Below are 15,418 nucleotides of genomic sequence, written 5' to 3'. Positions count from 1 at the left end.
CAGTGATTGCCATTATTAATCGTTTTTCTGATGCGACCGCATTCAAATATCATCTTTACGACCCGCCTTTGCGCGGGTCGATAAAACGTTCAGCCGCAAACTGAATAATAATGATAAGAGGATCCGGGGCAAATATGACACTTGATGCGTTATATCAGTTAATGAAAACTGTATTACCACCTGACACCGATTCAGCCGATGATTTACAGGATTTTATGGCCATGCTTATGGCGACGAAACATCACTCAGAGGCTCTGTCACCGTTTTCGCAGCGCGTATACATGCTGTCCGTTGCCCATCGCGACCCTAAGCAAGCGGCTGCGCTGATTTCAGCCTGTCATCCTGAAGCAGGAAAGCCCCTTCCGCTGCTCGACTTCTCCGGCTGGCCGCACGTGCGCTACGCCACGTCGGGTGAATTACAGACGCCCGAGACTGAAGAATATTTTCACAGGATTTCGTCTGCCGCCACGATATTACGCGGTGCAATTATTGACGCTGAGCAGCAGAAAAACACGCCAGCATTTTATATTCTGGATAAGGTACTCAGCCTGAACAGCGCTTTGCCAGAACGCTATAAAAAGATGGCAAACATCTCTTACTCATAACGGTATTAATAAACCCGGCTTTCATCGTATTCCAGGTAATCGATATCCAGAGCCGGAACGACCGGGGTATGGTTTTGCAGCCAGCCCAGAAGGTGCTGGATGCTCTCTCTTTTGAGCGAATTTTTTGGCCAGACGAGGTAGTAACCATCTCCCGTCGCGATAGCTTCCCTGAACGGCAGGCCCAGCAGGCCGCTTTTCAGGGCATCAAGCGTGAGATGCAGGTCGGCGATAGCGATGCCGTGCCCGTTCATCGCGGCGATACTTCCCTGTTCAAGGGTATCAAACACCATGCCGCTGCTCATATCGAGCCCCGGAAACAATCCTGTTCTTCGCAGCCAGCGCCGCCAGTCACGTCTGTCCGGTGAAGGATGGATCAAATCGCATTGCGAAAGCTGCTGCCGGGCCGGTTCGATAAGCGATGGGGTGCAAACCGGGATAAGCCATTCATGAAAAAGCAGCTGGCTTTCCGTTGTCTCACCAAAACGGCCATTACCGAGAAGGATGGCGCAGTCGTATGGCTCAAGATTGAAATCAACGGTGTCAATGTCCATCCAGACGCTGGCAATCTCCACCTGCGGTTTTGGATGGTTGTTGCGAAAAGATCGCAGCACGTCGAGAAGCCATCTCATGGTCAGGGTGCTGGGTGTTTTTAACCGCAGCAGATGGTTTTCACTGCGGAATGCCCGGCAGGCCCATTCAATGCTCGTGAAGCTTTCGTTCAGCTGTCCGGCAAGCACTCGCCCGGCTTCAGTGACCTCCACGCGAGGACCTTGCCTTTTGAAAAGCTCGCAGTCGAACCACAGTTCAAGGGTACGGACATGTCTGCTGACCGCGCCCGGCGTAATATTGAGCGTTTCAGCGGCTTTACTGAAGGAGTTCAACCGCGCAGCAACTTCAAACGCACGCAGTGCATACAATGGCGGTAAAGACATAGCGTCCCTTAAATGAAAAATTCATTATGCTAAAACTTGTTACGGGGCAATGCCAGCAAGTAAATTATGCAGAAAAACAATGAGCCCCAATATACCGAGTCATAGCGATAGGGGTCAAAATCTATATGCAAAAAGCTGCTGACAAACTCGTAGCCATTGGCAAAGATGTTTATCTGAACGGCTGCAATAGCGATTACAAACACCCTATACGCGATAAATAGCGGGTATTTATGCAGCCTGTTAACTTTTAGTTTGCCGAGATAAAGCAAGAGAAAAATTGCAATAGATACAATAAAATAGGCCACGGCAGGCCAAACAGGTGGATGAAGCGAAAATTCTAACTCTTGAGACATAATCAATTCTCTTTTGCTATCTGGTACATCTGCCACCCCGTAATGCTTCCACTGGTCAAATCCAGCGCCATTGCGGTTTTAAAAGCCTCTTGCCAACCTCTGATATAATCGTGGAATAAACTCCAGGACCTCTCTCTGGGACGCAAAACTTTTCTGCCCGCACCATATGCCGATAAAGAGAGATCAACGACGCCATAGACTAACTCAGCCTGGTTATTACCATAATCTAACTTCGTAGCAGCAAATCTAAAGGGATATCGGATCTGGAAGGAACGCTTAACGAAAAACAGGGAATCGCTGGTCATAAAAACGCGTCACAGACAGCACGTTATGATAGAAAAATTCCTATAGTTCCGGTAGTCGGAGGGCAGTAATGCCCTCTTTTTGTGGTGAAGCAGAATGGCGAAAGAATGGCGAAAATTAGGCAATAAAAAACCACCTTTCGGTGGTTTACACGACACTGCTTATTGCTTTGATTATTCTGCTTTTTCCCATGGTAGCCGGAGTGGGACTTGAACCCACACAGCGCGAACGCCGAGGGATTTTAAATCCCTTGTGTCTACCGATTCCACCATCCGGCCAGGGAAGAAAGTGGAGGCGCGTTCCGGAGTCGAACCGGACTAGACGGATTTGCAATCCGCTACATAACCGCTTTGCTAACGCGCCTTAAATCTTTTGTCTTTCGACCTGCACCCGCAAACTGCCGATGCATTAATCTGGAGCGGGAAACGAGACTCNNCCAACTGAGCTATTCCCGCATGTTATCAAGTAACTATTTAACGACTTGCTAAGCACTTGATTTCATTATCGTCCGGCTTACTGTGCCGCCGTTCGATGCGTTGCATTCTACTGATATGACGTTATGAGTCAACGTTATTTTTCGCATCTCAGGATCGTTTGCTGAAAATTAAGCCGAAACGATCACTGTTCAAGCAAATCACCGCGCGCAGCGTTCAAGTATTGCAACATTGACCACAATGTCAGCACCGCCGCAACCCACAGCAGACCAATGCCGGCCCACTCTACCCAGGCATTCGGACGCCACAGCATCCACACCAGCGCCGCCATCTGCGCAGTGGTTTTAACTTTACCGATCCAGGACACCGCCACGCTGCTGCGTTTACCCAGCTCCGCCATCCACTCGCGCAGGGCAGAGATAATAATCTCACGGCCAATCATGGTCGCGGCAGGCAGCGTCACCCACCAGGTATGATAATGTTCCGCCACCAGCACCATCGCGATTGCCACCATCACCTTATCCGCAACCGGATCGAGGAACGCGCCAAAGCGGGTACTCTGGTTCCAGCGACGCGCCAGATAACCGTCAAACCAGTCCGTCACGGCGGCAATCAGGAAAATAAGCGCACAGGCAAAAGGCGCCCAGACGACCGGCAGGTAAAATGCCAGGACGAAGAACGGAATGAGCACAACGCGAAAGAGAGTAAGCAACGTAGGGATATTAAATCGCATGATGACGGTAACTGTCTGTTGTCAGTAAAATTTAGCTCTATGTTGCTACAGAGCCCTCAATGTTTCAACGAGTAGTAGATCTTTTCTGCCAGCCCTTGCGAAATACCCGGCACTTTTGCAATTTCTTCCATACTGGCGTTGAGTAATCCTTGCAATCCGCCCATATACTTCAACAGCATCTGGCGACGTTTTGGCCCGACGCCTTCAATCGTCTCAAGGGTACTGGTATTTTTCACTTTCGCCCGTTTTTTGCGGTGTCCGCTAATGGCATGATCGTGCGACTCATCTCGGATGTGCTGGATCACGTGCAGTGCAGGGGAATCTGGCGGCAGGCTAAAGCCCTCGCCTTCCGGCTCAAAGAACAGCGTTTCCAGGCCAGCCTTACGATCTGCCCCTTTCGCTACCCCTAGCAGCAGCGGATGGTTCTTATCCCACTCCACGTCGAGCGATTCGAATACCGCCTTCGCCTGCCCCAACTGCCCTTTCCCGCCGTCGATAAGGATAACGTCCGGGATTTTGCTCTCTTCAATCGCTTTACCATAGCGACGGCGCAGCACCTGGTTCATGGCGGCATAATCGTCACCGGGCGTTATACCGGTGATGTTATAGCGACGATACTCTGCCCGCAGTGGGCCATTGGCATCAAAGACCACACACGACGCCACGGTCTGCTCACCCATCGTATGGCTGATGTCGAAGCATTCCATGCGTTTCACTTCCGGCAGCTTGAGCAGCGTAGCAAGGGCGGTTAAACGTTGGCTGACGGTCGATTGCTGGGAAAGTTTGGTGGTCAGCGCCGTGGCGGCATTGGTTCGCGCCAGCTTCAGATAACGCGCACGATCGCCGCGCGGTTTCGTCTGGACATTCACCCGGCGGCCTGCCAGCTCTGAAAGTGAGTCCGCCAGCAGGGTTTTATCGTCCAGCGTGAAGTCGAGCAGGATCTCCGAGGGCAGCGTACGCATCTGGCTGCCCTGCAAATAAAACTGGCCGACAAAGGTCTCCACCACTTCACCCATCTCAGTCCCGCCCGGCACTTTCGGGAAGTAACTGCGGCTGCCGAGCACTTTGCCCTGACGAATAAACAGCACGTGAACGCAGGCCAGGCCGGCGTCAAAGGCAACGCCGATGACATCGAGGTCGTCGCCCGTATTGGAAACAAACTGCTTCTCGGTCACCCTGCGCACCGCCTGGATCTGGTCGCGGATGCGTGCGGCCTCCTCAAATTCCAGCGCCGCGCTGGCTTTTTCCATGCGGGTAATCAGTTGCGTCAGCACCTGATCGTCTTTCCCGGCTAAAAACAGGCGGACATATTCCACCTGCTGCGCGTACTCTTCTTCGCTCACCAGCCCTTCAACGCATGGTCCCAGGCAGCGGCCAATCTGATATTGCAGGCATGGCCGGGAGCGGTTGCGATAGACGCTGTTTTCGCACTGGCGAACAGGGAAGATTTTTTGCAAAAGCGCCAGCGTTTCCCGCACGGCATAACCATTCGGGAAGGGGCCGAAATATTCTCCTTTCGCATGCTTAGCGCCACGATGCATCGCCAGCCGCGGGTGCGTGTCGCCGCTCAGGAAGATAAACGGATAGGACTTGTCATCACGCAGCAGAACGTTGTAGCGCGGCTGATACAACTTAATGTAGTTGTGCTCAAGGAGCAGCGCTTCCGTTTCCGTGTGCGTTACGGTGACATCAATGTTGTGTATAAGTGCGACCAGCGCTTCGGTTTTACGGGAGGCAAGGTTGCTGCGGAAATAACTTGAAAGGCGTTTCTTCAGATCTTTCGCCTTACCGACATAGATAACCGTACCGCCAGCATCATACATCCGGTAGACGCCTGGCTGGCTGGTGACGGTTTTCAGAAATGCTTTTGAATCGAACGCTTCACTCACTGACTTATTAACGACTCCGCATTGCACAAACCATGGCGAATGGCCAGGTGAGTCAGTTCGACATCACCGTGAATGTTCAGTTTACTGAACATCCGATAGCGATAGCTGTTGACCGTTTTCGGGCTGAGATTCAACTGCTCAGAAATCTCATTCACCTTCTGACCTTTAGTGATCATCAGCATAATCTGCAATTCGCGCTCAGACAAACTGGCAAACGGAGATTCCGTTTTTTCCGGTTCAATCTGACTCAACGCCATCTGTTGAGCAATATCAGAAGCGATATAGCGCTGCCCTGCGTGAACGGTGCGGATCGCATTGACGACTTCCTGCGGCGCAGCGCCTTTACTGAGATACCCCGCAGCCCCCGCCTGCATGACCCTGGCGGGCAGCGGATTTTCGGTATGGACGGTCAGCATGATGACTTTGGTATCAACGAACATGCGCGCGATTTTGCGCGTGGCTTCAAGCCCGCCAATACCGGGCATGTTCATATCCATCAGCACCACGTCTGCGGAGTTCGCGCGACACCATTTGACGGCATCTTCGCCACAGCACGCCTCGCCGGCAACTTTAATACCCTTTATATCTTCAAGAATGCGTCGTATCCCTGCGCGCACCAGTTCGTGGTCATCAACAAGAAGGACGTTGATCAAAGGAAATGTCTCCAGAATAGGGATAACGCTACTGACTGCTAATTGGGTTTATATTAACGGTTTTCCATGCAAGATTAAAACGCTAAAAAATCGGCTATACGATTCGGGTCTCGTTTTTGGAAATTAGGCTGTACAGTAAGTGGAAAGAAAACCCATGTGTACTGGGCTTTACCGCTATTTTTTTAGCACCAGCATTCAAAAAGCCACCAAAACATTTGTTAACGTAAACTAAAAAATGCTCTCATTTTTTTGTAACAACAATTAACGGATGGCGTACCGGCGATAAACATTTAATTGTCGCTAACATATTGGGCAGATTACCTTCATAATCCGCACCGGCCAATAATCAATACGCGTAAAAGTATAAAAAACAACCACTGCATTTTTTGCCGCAGCTTGTGGTATACTCCGCCGCCTTAACTTTCATCGTCGCGCTCATGCGCTGTTTTATAATGAGGAAAATAAATGAGCACACCTGAATTTGCCACTGCCGAGAATAACCAGGAACTGGCACAGGAAGTAAACTGCCTGAAGTCGCTGCTGACGCTTATGCTACAGGCGATGGGCCAGGCTGATGCTGGACGTGTGATCATTAAAATGGAAAAACAGATCGCGCAGATGGAAGATCAGGCGGAATCCGCTGTTTTTGCCAATACAGTTAAGCAAATTAAACAAGCCTACCGCCAGTAACAAAAAAGGCTGGATGCAGTGCATTCAGCCTTTTCCTCGTCTGACACGCAGAACGTGATATCAGTCAAATAAGCCCAGTCGCCGCGGCATAACACGCTATCTGGATCTTATTCGGCGCGTTGAATTTCTTCTGCATATTCTTCTGATGGAAGTTGACGGTATTTTCCGAGATGGAAAGAATGATGGCGATTTCTGCCGACGTCTTCCCTTCTGCGGTCCACTTCAGAATTTCCCGTTCACGCTTGCTGAATTTCATTTCCGGCGGCATCACCGTCTCATGTTCAAAGCGCAACAGTGTAGTGAGCGCCATCTGAACCAGCATTTGTAAACGCAGCTCAATTTCTTCACTGGATATCGAGTGTGCCTGTAAGCTAGTACATGACACGGAGAGGAAGCCGAGCGCATGATTTGGCAGCATCAGACACTGGGTTATTCCCTTACGTAAACCGTGGTCCCGCGCGCCGTCCCATAATTGCTGGGCATCCGTGAATAATTCATCCGTCCAGGGCAAATGACCCTGAATGAAATTCTCCGGCTTCAGTACCGGGTCAATGGCGAAATAATTCTCGGATTGATATTGCGCCATCCATTGTTGCGGATAACTGGAATGGACGGATGTTCGCGGGCGGGTAAATGGCACAGGGTGTCGAACACAAAGCGCATAATAATCGAATTCAAGCGCCTGCGTTTGTCGCTGAAGTTCCTGATATACCTCGTCAGCACAGGTCATTTCCTGAAACCGGAGGACGCATTCCCGTCGCCAGGTGAAAAAGTCTATATCCCTCATACTTGCCGAATGAAGCCTCTGATAAAGATAATCATTATTATGGTGAATATAACCTAACACATAAAGCAGGATCATTTATATAAAATATCGACCACAGACGGATTATCTTTAATTTGGCGATGGCTTATCCCCATCGGGTGGAATAAAAAATCAACAAAACTGAAGTTATGGGAGGATAATTTGCTCCAGAAGCGACATCTGGAGCAAATTGAGCGTGAAAATGCTACTGCATTAAGAATTTTTCAAGGAACTGGCGGGTTCGAGGCTGCTGAGGATTGGCAAACAGCGCCTTAGCTGGCCCCTGCTCTACTATTCGCCCCTGATCCATGAAAATTGCCCGATCGGCAACGTCGCGAGCGAAGCTCATTTCATGCGTCACAATCACCATCGTGCGTTTTTCCTGCGCCAGCTGTCGGATAGTGTTAAGCACTTCCCCGACCAGCTCAGGATCGAGTGCGGATGTGGGTTCGTCGAACAGGATCACATCCGGGCGCATCGCCAGCGCGCGCGCAATGGCGACACGCTGCTGCTGTCCGCCAGATAACCTACGCGGATAACTCGTCTCCTTCCCGGCCAGGCCAACCTTCGCCAGCAGCTCGCGGGCGCGGGCCGTCGCGTCTTCCTTTGGTTCACCCTTTACGATGACCGGGCCTTCAATAATATTTTCCAGCACCGTACGGTGCGGAAAGAGATTAAAGCTCTGGAATACGAAGCCAACATGCTGACGCAGGCGGCGAATCAGCCCTTTTTGCTGGCTGATGGGTTTCCCGGTATCAATGGTGATATCGCCCACGCGGATCGTCCCACCTTCGGGCTGCTCAAGCAAATTAATGCTGCGCAACAGCGTGGTTTTCCCTGACCCACTCGGGCCGATAATTGCCACCACTTCGCCCTGCTCAACCTCAAGGTCGATGCCGTGCAGCACCGTTTGCCCGTGGAATTTTTTCACCAGGTTTTTGACGTCAATTGCACTCATTTTGGATCTCGCTCCTGGCGGTTAAGCTGGTTTTCAAAATAGTTTTGCAGGGCGGACAGCACCGTCGCCATCACCCAGTAAATCAGCGAGGCCGCCAGATACATGGTAAACACTTCCAGCGTGCGCGAGGTGATCAGTTGCGCCTGACGGAAAAGCTCCGGCACCTGAATGGTCGCCGCAAGCGAGGTGTCTTTCACCAGGCTGATAAAGCTGTTGCTCAGCGGAGGTAGCGCCACGCGCGCCGCCTGGGGCAGGATCGCCCGGCGCAGCGTCTGCCACGGGGTCATCCCGATACTGGCCGCCGCTTCCCACTGTCCTTTATCGATGGACGAGATCGCCGCACGCAGCGTTTCAGAGGTGTACGCCGCCGTATTCAGCGACAGGCCAATCATCGCCGCCGGGATCGGATCCAGCTCGATACCGAACTGGGGCAGCCCGTAGTAAATCATAAACAGCTGGGCGATAAGCGGCGTTCCGCGAAACACGGAGATGTAAAACCGCGCCAGCCACCGCACCGGCCAGACGTTCGACATGCGCATCAGTGCCAGCACAAACCCGAGCACCAGCCCGAAGAACATCCCGCCGATACTGAGCTGTAAAGTAAACACCGCGCCCTTAAGCAAGAACGGCAGCGAATCAATAACCAGTTGAATACTTTCTTGCATTATTATTTTTCTACCTGATTTTTAGACATGGGGATGATAGGCAAACAGCGCAGGCGCCCCGCCAGTATGAACAAACAAAATGGGTCCTTCATCCTTAAAGCGCTTGCGGGCGATACCGTCGATAAGGCCCGCCATCGCCTTACCGGTATAGACAGGGTCAAGCAGAATACCTTCGAGGCGGGCCAGCAGCTTAACGGCCTCCATCCCTTCATCATTGGGGGTACCATAGCCCGGCGCGAAGTAGTCATCCCACAGCAATATTTCCGCCTTCGCCTGAAGTACAAGCTGTTCAGCCACCGCCTGTTGCAGGGTGACGACTTTCGGCTTTTGATCCGCAACGCTTCTGGAAACCGTCACGCCAATCAACTCTACGTCCGGCATCAGTTGCTCAAGCCCGACCGCTAAACCGGCATGGGTACCCGCGCTGCCGGACGCCACTACCACCGAGGACAAACTCACCGCGCCTTCGCACTGCTGGGCGATTTCCAGCGCGCTCTCAACATAGCCGAGAGCACCCAGCGCATTCGAGCCGCCAACCGGGATGACGTACGGACGAAAGCCCTGCGCTTCCAGGCGCGTCGCCAGTTCATCAAGCTGTGCAGCCGGGTCGGTCAACGCGTCAACCATTTCAACCTGCACGTTGAACAGATCCAGCAGCAGGCGGTTACCGTTAGTCAGGTAATTCTCTGCCTGCGTGCCAATCGGGTTCTCCAGCAGGGCTACGCAGTGAAGGCCCAGCTTCGCCGCCACTGCCGCCGTCTGGCGAACGTGGTTAGACTGAATTGCCCCGGCGGTGATCAGCGTATCCGCGCCCTCGCGCAGGGCATCGGCGGCGAGAAATTCCAGCTTGCGCAGCTTATTCCCGCCCATCGCCATGGGCGTCACATCGTCACGCTTAATGAAAATATCGCGCCCCAGATAGTCAGAAAATCGCGGCAGATACTCCAGCGGCGTGGGTGCGCCGATAAATTCCAGACGGGGAAAGCGCGTTAAATTCTGTAGTGACATGGTTCCTCCGGTCACGCAAACAATTGTTATTTCATTATGCACGCAGACGCGCGAGAAATAAAAAAGGCGCTTTTAAAAGCGCCTTTTTTTGTCGGTCAGAGACTTATTTCGTCACGTCTGCGCCGAACCACTTCTCAGAAAGCGCCTTCAGGCTGCCGTCTTTCTGCATTTCAGCAATGGCAGCATCAATGGCTTTCAGCAGATCCTCGTTACCTTTACGCACCGCCACGCCGGACTCCTGACGGGAGAACGCATCGCCCGCGACGGCCAGGGTATTGTTGGTTTTCTTCACCAGATCCAGCGCTGCCAGGCGGTCAACCAGAATGGCGTCGATACGGCCTACGCGCAGATCCTGGTATTTCGTCGGGTCATCATCATAGGTGCGGATGTCCACGCCCTGCACGTTCTGGCGCAGCCACTCTTCGTAGTTGGTGCCCAGACCGACGCCGACTTTCTTACCTTTCAGATCCGCGGCGGATTTGATGCTGCCTTCGTTACCTTTCTTCACCAGCGCCTGGATACCGGACACGGTGTACGGCGTAGAGAAGTCATACTTCTTCTTACGCTCGTCAGAAATGGTCACCTGGTTAATCACCACGTCGATACGTTTGGAATCCAGTGACGCCAGCATACCATCCCATTTGGTCGGTTTCAGGGAGGCTTTGACGCCGAGATGCTTGGCCAGCTCCTGCGCAAACTCCACTTCAAAACCGGTCAGCTTACCGTCGTCGCCCTGGAAGCTGAACGGAGGATAGGTTCCTTCCAGCCCAACCAGCAGCGTGCCGCGCTCTTTGACTTTGTTGAGCAGATTATCTGCCGCGAACGTTTTCACGCTCATCCCCGCGACCAGCGCAACGGCCATCATCCCCATCAGCGCCTGACGACCCAGAACTGCTAATTTCATAAGTACTCCGATACAGTGGAATTTTTGAGTAGTGTAGAGAAATCGCCTGCAACGTCAAAGGCGGCTGCGCTACATCTTATTCTTTTTTAATATATATCAGAAGTTGTTCCGGCGTGGACTTTCTGCTTTATGACGCCCGGCATCTGGACTTTATATTGCGCGTACTTTCGCAGCGCGATGCGGTAATTGTTGGTACTGGTGGCGGGCAGCCAGGGCTCCAGATTTTCATCCAGGTATCCGGTCGTCAGCAGATCGCGGGAGATATTTTGCATGGTCAAATGCTGACCCAGGCGGCGCAGGCGAACCACGTATTCACGCACGGTGCCGTGACTCATCTCCGTTTGTTCAAACAGGAACTGCTTGAAGCCGATAATATCGAAGAAGTCGCTTTGCTCTTTGCAGTGGAGATCGCCACAGAAACGGCAAAGCGCTACCCACTCTTTTTGCTCTTCAAGCCAGGCGGCTTCATCCATCAGCGTGTCGAGGCGGGAAATCGCAATCTTATTCACGATTTCACCGCGACGAACCAGCGTGATGCGGTCGAGTAATTTTTTACAGTGGGCGCAATGCGTCTGGCTGTGTTTAAAGTCTTTCAGGTAGCGGCTTAAAGGCCGTCTTTTAGATTGCTGCACCGTCATGATAACTCCTGGTTGTCAATACGTTGTGCGGCATTTCCAAGGCGAATGACTCACCTATAACTTACCCAGTTTTGTGCGCAGGCGTTTAATGGCCTGGCTGTGCAGCTGGCTCACCCGTGACTCGCCCACCTCCAGCACGGCGCCAATCTCTTTGAGATTGAGCTCTTCCTGGTAATAGAGGGTTAACACCAGTTGCTCACGTTCCGGTAAAGCTTCAATCGCTTCCATCACGCGCTGGCGTAAATTCCCTTCAAGTAAGTGGTGTAACGGGTTTTCTTGCTGATGCTCATCCGTCACCAGCTCGATGCTATCGCCATGCTCTTCGCGCCACTCATCATAAGAGAAGAGTTGGCTGTTATTGGTATCGAGCAACATCTGGCGATACTCTTCAACAGGAATGCCCAGACGCTCCGCCACTTCGGTTTCCGTCGCGTTGCGCCCCAGTTCCTGTTCCAGCTGCCCCATCGCATGCGCCACTTCGCGCGCGTTGCGGCGAACGCTGCGCGGCACCCAGTCGCGGCTGCGCAGCTCGTCCAGCATCGCACCACGAATACGCTGCACTGCGTAAGTCGTAAATGCCGTTCCTTGCAGAGCGTCGTACCGGTCAACTGCATTCAATAACCCGATACCGCCCGCCTGTAGCAGATCGTCCAGTTCCACGCTCGCCGGCAAACGCACCTGGAGGCGCAATGCTTCGTGACGCACCAGCGGAACATAACGCTGCCACAGCGAGTGTTTATCCATTACACCTTCAGCGGTATAGAGTGAATTCACGATAAACAGCCCTGCGTTAGTTGAGTTATCGGCATGATTATCCGATTCTGGAGGGGTTTTAATCGGGTGAATAGTGGGTGAAATGAGGGGTTATTTGGGGGGTTACGCTTGTGCGTGGATAGAAAAAACCCCGCCGAAGCGGGGTTTAAGCGTAATCAGGCGATTAGCCTTGCAGCAGAGACAGAACCTGCTGAGGAACCTGGTTAGCTTTGGACAGCACGGAGTTACCGGCCTGCTGAACGATCTGCGCTTTAGACATGTTGGACACTTCGGTCGCATAGTCGGCGTCCTGAATACGGGACTGCGCTTCAGACAGGTTGGTGGTGGTGTTGTTCAGGTTGGTCACCGCAGAGCTCAGACGGTTCTGAACCGCACCCAGTGAAGAACGGAATTTGTCGACGGACGCGATAGCTTCGTCCAGTTTAGCCAGTGGATCAGTAGTAGAACCAGAAGTCATGCTGCTCAGACTCAGATTCTTAGTATCAATCTTAAAGGCAGCTTTTGTAGGATCTGTCAGATCTGCTGATTCAGGATCAATTGCAACATAAAAATCTTGTTGTGCACCACTGGCGATGTCAAAACCATTAGCTTTTAAGTTATTACTTTCAGCTGCGGTAGTTGCTTTAATCGTTACCTTGGCAAACAGATTTCCGTTGTCATCTGCAAAAACGTCATCAGCAAATGCTGCGCCGCCAGCTCCTAAGCCTAATCGAGTTGACAGGTCGTTTGCAGCACCTTTCTCAGCAACAGTTGCATCTGCAACTTGTGTTGTTGCACCGTAATATTTAGTAAAATCGGTTACAGCAGTAGCAGTACCTGTTTTGCCAAACTCACCAGCAGCGCTAACTGGACCAGTAACGTTAAAGGTATTCAGACCCAGAGTAGTAGAGTCGATTTTTTTCAGGTCGATATCAATGGTTTCGCCATCGTTCGCACCAACCTGGATAGACATTTTTCCGTCTTTAGCCAGTACGTTCACGCCGTTGAACTGAGTCTGGCCGGAAACACGGTCGATTTCAGACAGACGGGATTTAATTTCGTCCTGGATTGAAGACAGGTCAGAGGCGGAGTTAGTACCGGTAGAAGCCTGAACGGTCAGCTCACGAACACGCTGTAAGTTGTTGTTGATTTCAGACAGTGCGCCTTCAGTGGTCTGAGCAACAGAGATACCGTCGTTAGCGTTACGTGCAGCCTGAGTCAGGCCTTTGATGTTAGAGGTGAAGCGGTTAGCAATCGCCTGGCCCGCAGCGTCATCTTTCGCGCTGTTGATACGCAGACCAGAAGACAGACGCTCGATAGAAGAAGACAGAGCGGACTGGTTCTTGTTGATGTTGTTCTGAGTGATCAGCGAGAGGCTGTTGGTATTAATGTACTGTGCCATGATTTCGATTCCTGTTGTTCATCAAATCTGTTTGGTTAGATTTGGGTTTCCACCCTTCGGCTTCATCGCCGTCAAAGGTGTTATCGTCTGGTCCAAACCAACCTTTAGATTTTTTTTCAGGATCGCGTTAATTTTTTTAGCCACGGAAAAGGTCTTCTCTATTAGCGTTATTCCCGCCATTAAAAAAAAGAAATTAACCGTAAACTTTCCCCCATAAAGGCCGATAACCCCACTATTCGTTCTACGTGTCGATAGATTAAGGAATAAATATGGCAAGTATTTCATCATTGGGGATTGGATCGGGTCTTAAGTTAGCAGACATTCTGGATAGTCTGACCACGGCCGAAAAAGCGCAGCTGACGCCGATTTCCAAACAACAGACATCGTACACCGCCAAGCTGAGCGCTTACGGCACGTTGAAGAGTTCGCTGGAAGCGTTTCAGACTGCAAACACCGCGCTGAATAAAGCCGACCTGTTTACGGCGACCAGCACGTCGAGCAGCTCCACGGCATTCAGCGCCACCACTACCGGCAGCGCGATTGCCGGTAAATACACCATCAGCGTGTCGCAGCTGGCACAGGCTCAAACCCTGACGACCAAAAACGCGCAGCCGGACAGCAAAACGGCCATTGCCACGGCTGACAGCAAGATCACCTTTACCGCCGGTAACGGTAAAGATCCGGTGACCATCGATATCAGCGCGGCAAATTCCTCGCTGACCGGCATTCGCGATGCGATTAACAAAGCTGACGCCGGCGTGACCGCCAGTATTATTAACGTCGGTAATGGTCAATATCGTCTGTCCATCACCTCCACCGAAACCGGAGCGGACAACGCGGTCAGCATCAGCGTAAGCGGCGATAGCGCCCTGCAATCCTTTATGGGTTACAACGGCACCAGCACCGATGCCAGCAACGGTATGATGGAAAGCGTTACCGCGCAAAACGCGAAGCTGAAGGTGAATAACGTTGATATCGAAAACAGCAGCAACACCATTAGCGATGCGCTGGAAGATATCACCCTGAACCTGAACGACGTCACCACCGGTAACCAGACGCTGACGATCGCTAAAGATACGTCTAAAGCGGAAACGGCGATGAAGGCCTGGGTGGATGCCTACAACACCCTGCAAGATAGCTTCGCCTCACTTACAAAATACACGGCGGTAGATCCGGGTAAGGATGAGCAAGATACCAGCAACGGCGCCCTGCTCGGAGACACTACGCTGCGTACTATCCAGACGCAGCTGAAAACCATGCTGAGCAACACCGTCGGCGGAACCGCCTATAAAACGCTGTCTCAGGTCGGCATTACCTCAGATCCAAGCACGGGCAAGCTGGAGCTTAGCAGCGAAAAGCTGAAAAAAGCGCTGACGGATAACCCGTCTGCGGTGAAAGATCTGGTTGTAGGTGACGGAAAAACCACCGGGATCACCACCACCATGGCCACCCATCTGACTGACTGGCTTTCCAGTAAAGGCATTATCCAGGCGGCCAAAGATGGCGTCAGCAAAACGCTGAACAAGTTAACGGATCAATATAACGCCGTGAGCGAACGTATTGATGCAAGAGTGGCGCAGTACAAAGCCCAGTTTACCCAGCTGGACGTACTGATGACCTCGCTGAACAACACCAGCAGCTACCTGACGCAGCAGTTCGAAAATACGTCCAGCAACAAGTAGTAAACGCTAAT

Annotated in this window: 17 protein-coding genes, 2 tRNA genes and 1 pseudogene; 4 read left to right on the top strand and 16 right to left on the bottom strand. The window is 52.0% G+C overall.

The features are described 5' to 3' along the window. Nucleotides 1-134: 134 nt before the first annotated feature. Nucleotides 135-605, top strand: a complete 471-nt coding sequence (locus tag INF86_RS15935) for a hypothetical protein (RefSeq protein ID WP_023306510.1) — start codon at nt 135-137, stop codon at nt 603-605. A gap of 5 nt (nt 606-610) precedes the next feature. Here the strand turns inward: INF86_RS15935 and INF86_RS15930 are convergent, their stop codons facing one another. The 3 genes from INF86_RS15930 to INF86_RS15920 are packed head-to-tail and all read right to left on the bottom strand — an operon-like array spanning nt 611 to nt 2,195. Then, on the bottom strand, nt 611-1,537 hold the full coding sequence (locus INF86_RS15930) for a LysR substrate-binding domain-containing protein (RefSeq protein ID WP_032624025.1): 927 nt from the start codon (nt 1,535-1,537) through the stop codon (nt 611-613). Nucleotides 1,538-1,566: 29 nt separating this feature from the next. Beyond that, complete coding sequence (locus INF86_RS15925; protein ID WP_126490214.1) at nt 1,567-1,890, bottom strand: hypothetical protein; 324 nt, start codon at nt 1,888-1,890, stop codon at nt 1,567-1,569. Nucleotides 1,891-1,892: 2 nt separating this feature from the next. Further along, complete coding sequence (locus tag INF86_RS15920) at nt 1,893-2,195, bottom strand: DUF4225 domain-containing protein (protein WP_227414804.1); 303 nt, start codon at nt 2,193-2,195, stop codon at nt 1,893-1,895. Between INF86_RS15920 and INF86_RS22585 the strand changes: the two are divergent. Beyond that, nucleotides 2,133-2,264: pseudogene (locus INF86_RS22585) on the top strand (integrase); the annotation flags it as partial. The gene INF86_RS15920 and the pseudogene INF86_RS22585 overlap by 63 nt on opposite strands. Nucleotides 2,265-2,384: 120 nt before the next feature. Here INF86_RS22585 and INF86_RS15915 read toward each other — a convergent pair. From INF86_RS15915 to uvrY, 5 genes are all read right to left on the bottom strand, one after another. After that, nucleotides 2,385-2,471: transfer RNA gene (locus INF86_RS15915), tRNA-Leu, on the bottom strand. An 11-nt stretch (nt 2,472-2,482) separates the two neighbouring features. After that, nucleotides 2,483-2,556 (bottom strand) — tRNA-Cys (locus INF86_RS15910). 255 nt (nt 2,557-2,811) lie between these two features. After that, nucleotides 2,812-3,360 (bottom strand): CDP-diacylglycerol--glycerol-3-phosphate 3-phosphatidyltransferase, encoded by a 549-nt coding sequence (pgsA, locus tag INF86_RS15905; RefSeq protein ID WP_003859652.1) that lies wholly within the window; start codon nt 3,358-3,360, stop codon nt 2,812-2,814. Nucleotides 3,361-3,416: 56 nt separating this feature from the next. Beyond that, on the bottom strand, nt 3,417-5,249 hold the full coding sequence (gene uvrC / locus INF86_RS15900) for an excinuclease ABC subunit UvrC (protein WP_023300478.1): 1,833 nt from the start codon (nt 5,247-5,249) through the stop codon (nt 3,417-3,419). Then, nucleotides 5,246-5,902: a UvrY/SirA/GacA family response regulator transcription factor gene (gene uvrY, locus INF86_RS15895; protein WP_017384478.1), complete on the bottom strand. Its 657-nt coding sequence runs from the start codon at nt 5,900-5,902 to the stop codon at nt 5,246-5,248. Before uvrY ends, uvrC begins: the two co-directional genes overlap by 4 nt. Before the next feature lie 465 nt (nt 5,903-6,367). Here uvrY and INF86_RS15890 point away from each other — a divergent pair, with 465 nt between their 5' ends. Further along, nucleotides 6,368-6,592, top strand: a complete 225-nt coding sequence (locus tag INF86_RS15890; RefSeq protein WP_003859644.1) for a DUF2594 family protein — start codon at nt 6,368-6,370, stop codon at nt 6,590-6,592. Nucleotides 6,593-6,656: 64 nt separating this feature from the next. Here INF86_RS15890 and sdiA read toward each other — a convergent pair whose 3' ends face one another. From sdiA to INF86_RS15850, 8 genes are all read right to left on the bottom strand, one after another. Next, a complete protein-coding gene (gene sdiA, locus INF86_RS15885; protein WP_032622448.1) occupies nt 6,657-7,379 on the bottom strand; it encodes a transcriptional regulator SdiA in 723 nt (240 codons plus the stop codon). Nucleotides 7,380-7,602: 223 nt separating this feature from the next. After that, entirely contained in the window at nt 7,603-8,355 is a 753-nt protein-coding gene (tcyN, locus tag INF86_RS15880; RefSeq protein ID WP_023306513.1) for an L-cystine ABC transporter ATP-binding protein TcyN, read from the bottom strand. Further along, a complete protein-coding gene (tcyL, locus tag INF86_RS15875) occupies nt 8,352-9,020 on the bottom strand; it encodes a cystine ABC transporter permease (RefSeq protein WP_022648540.1) in 669 nt (222 codons plus the stop codon). Before tcyL ends, tcyN begins: the two co-directional genes overlap by 4 nt. Nucleotides 9,021-9,041: 21 nt before the next feature. Beyond that, nucleotides 9,042-10,028 (bottom strand): D-cysteine desulfhydrase, encoded by a 987-nt coding sequence (dcyD, locus tag INF86_RS15870; RefSeq protein ID WP_193543705.1) that lies wholly within the window; start codon nt 10,026-10,028, stop codon nt 9,042-9,044. Nucleotides 10,029-10,131: 103 nt separating this feature from the next. Beyond that, nucleotides 10,132-10,932: a cystine ABC transporter substrate-binding protein gene (tcyJ, locus tag INF86_RS15865; RefSeq protein WP_023300481.1), complete on the bottom strand. Its 801-nt coding sequence runs from the start codon at nt 10,930-10,932 to the stop codon at nt 10,132-10,134. Nucleotides 10,933-11,018: 86 nt separating this feature from the next. Further along, entirely contained in the window at nt 11,019-11,570 is a 552-nt protein-coding gene (fliZ, locus tag INF86_RS15860) for a flagella biosynthesis regulatory protein FliZ (protein WP_023300482.1), read from the bottom strand. Between the two features lie 54 nt (nt 11,571-11,624). After that, nucleotides 11,625-12,344, bottom strand: a complete 720-nt coding sequence (locus tag INF86_RS15855; RefSeq protein WP_003859623.1) for an RNA polymerase sigma factor FliA — start codon at nt 12,342-12,344, stop codon at nt 11,625-11,627. 163 nt (nt 12,345-12,507) lie between these two features. Continuing rightward, nucleotides 12,508-13,725 carry a FliC/FljB family flagellin gene (locus tag INF86_RS15850; RefSeq protein WP_047053571.1) on the bottom strand — a complete coding sequence of 406 codons (1,218 nt, stop codon included), beginning with the start codon at nt 13,723-13,725 and terminating at the stop codon, nt 12,508-12,510. Between the two features lie 269 nt (nt 13,726-13,994). Between INF86_RS15850 and fliD the strand changes: the two genes are divergently transcribed. After that, nucleotides 13,995-15,407, top strand: coding sequence for a flagellar filament capping protein FliD (gene fliD / locus INF86_RS15845; RefSeq protein WP_126314987.1), 1,413 nt, complete (start codon nt 13,995-13,997; stop codon nt 15,405-15,407). Nucleotides 15,408-15,418 lie beyond the last annotated feature (11 nt).

It is taken from the genome of Enterobacter cloacae complex sp. I1M (assembly GCF_014982425.1).
GTDB lineage: Bacteria > Pseudomonadota > Gammaproteobacteria > Enterobacterales > Enterobacteriaceae > Enterobacter > Enterobacter intestinihominis.
This window is presented reverse-complemented; position numbering and strand designations above follow the sequence as displayed.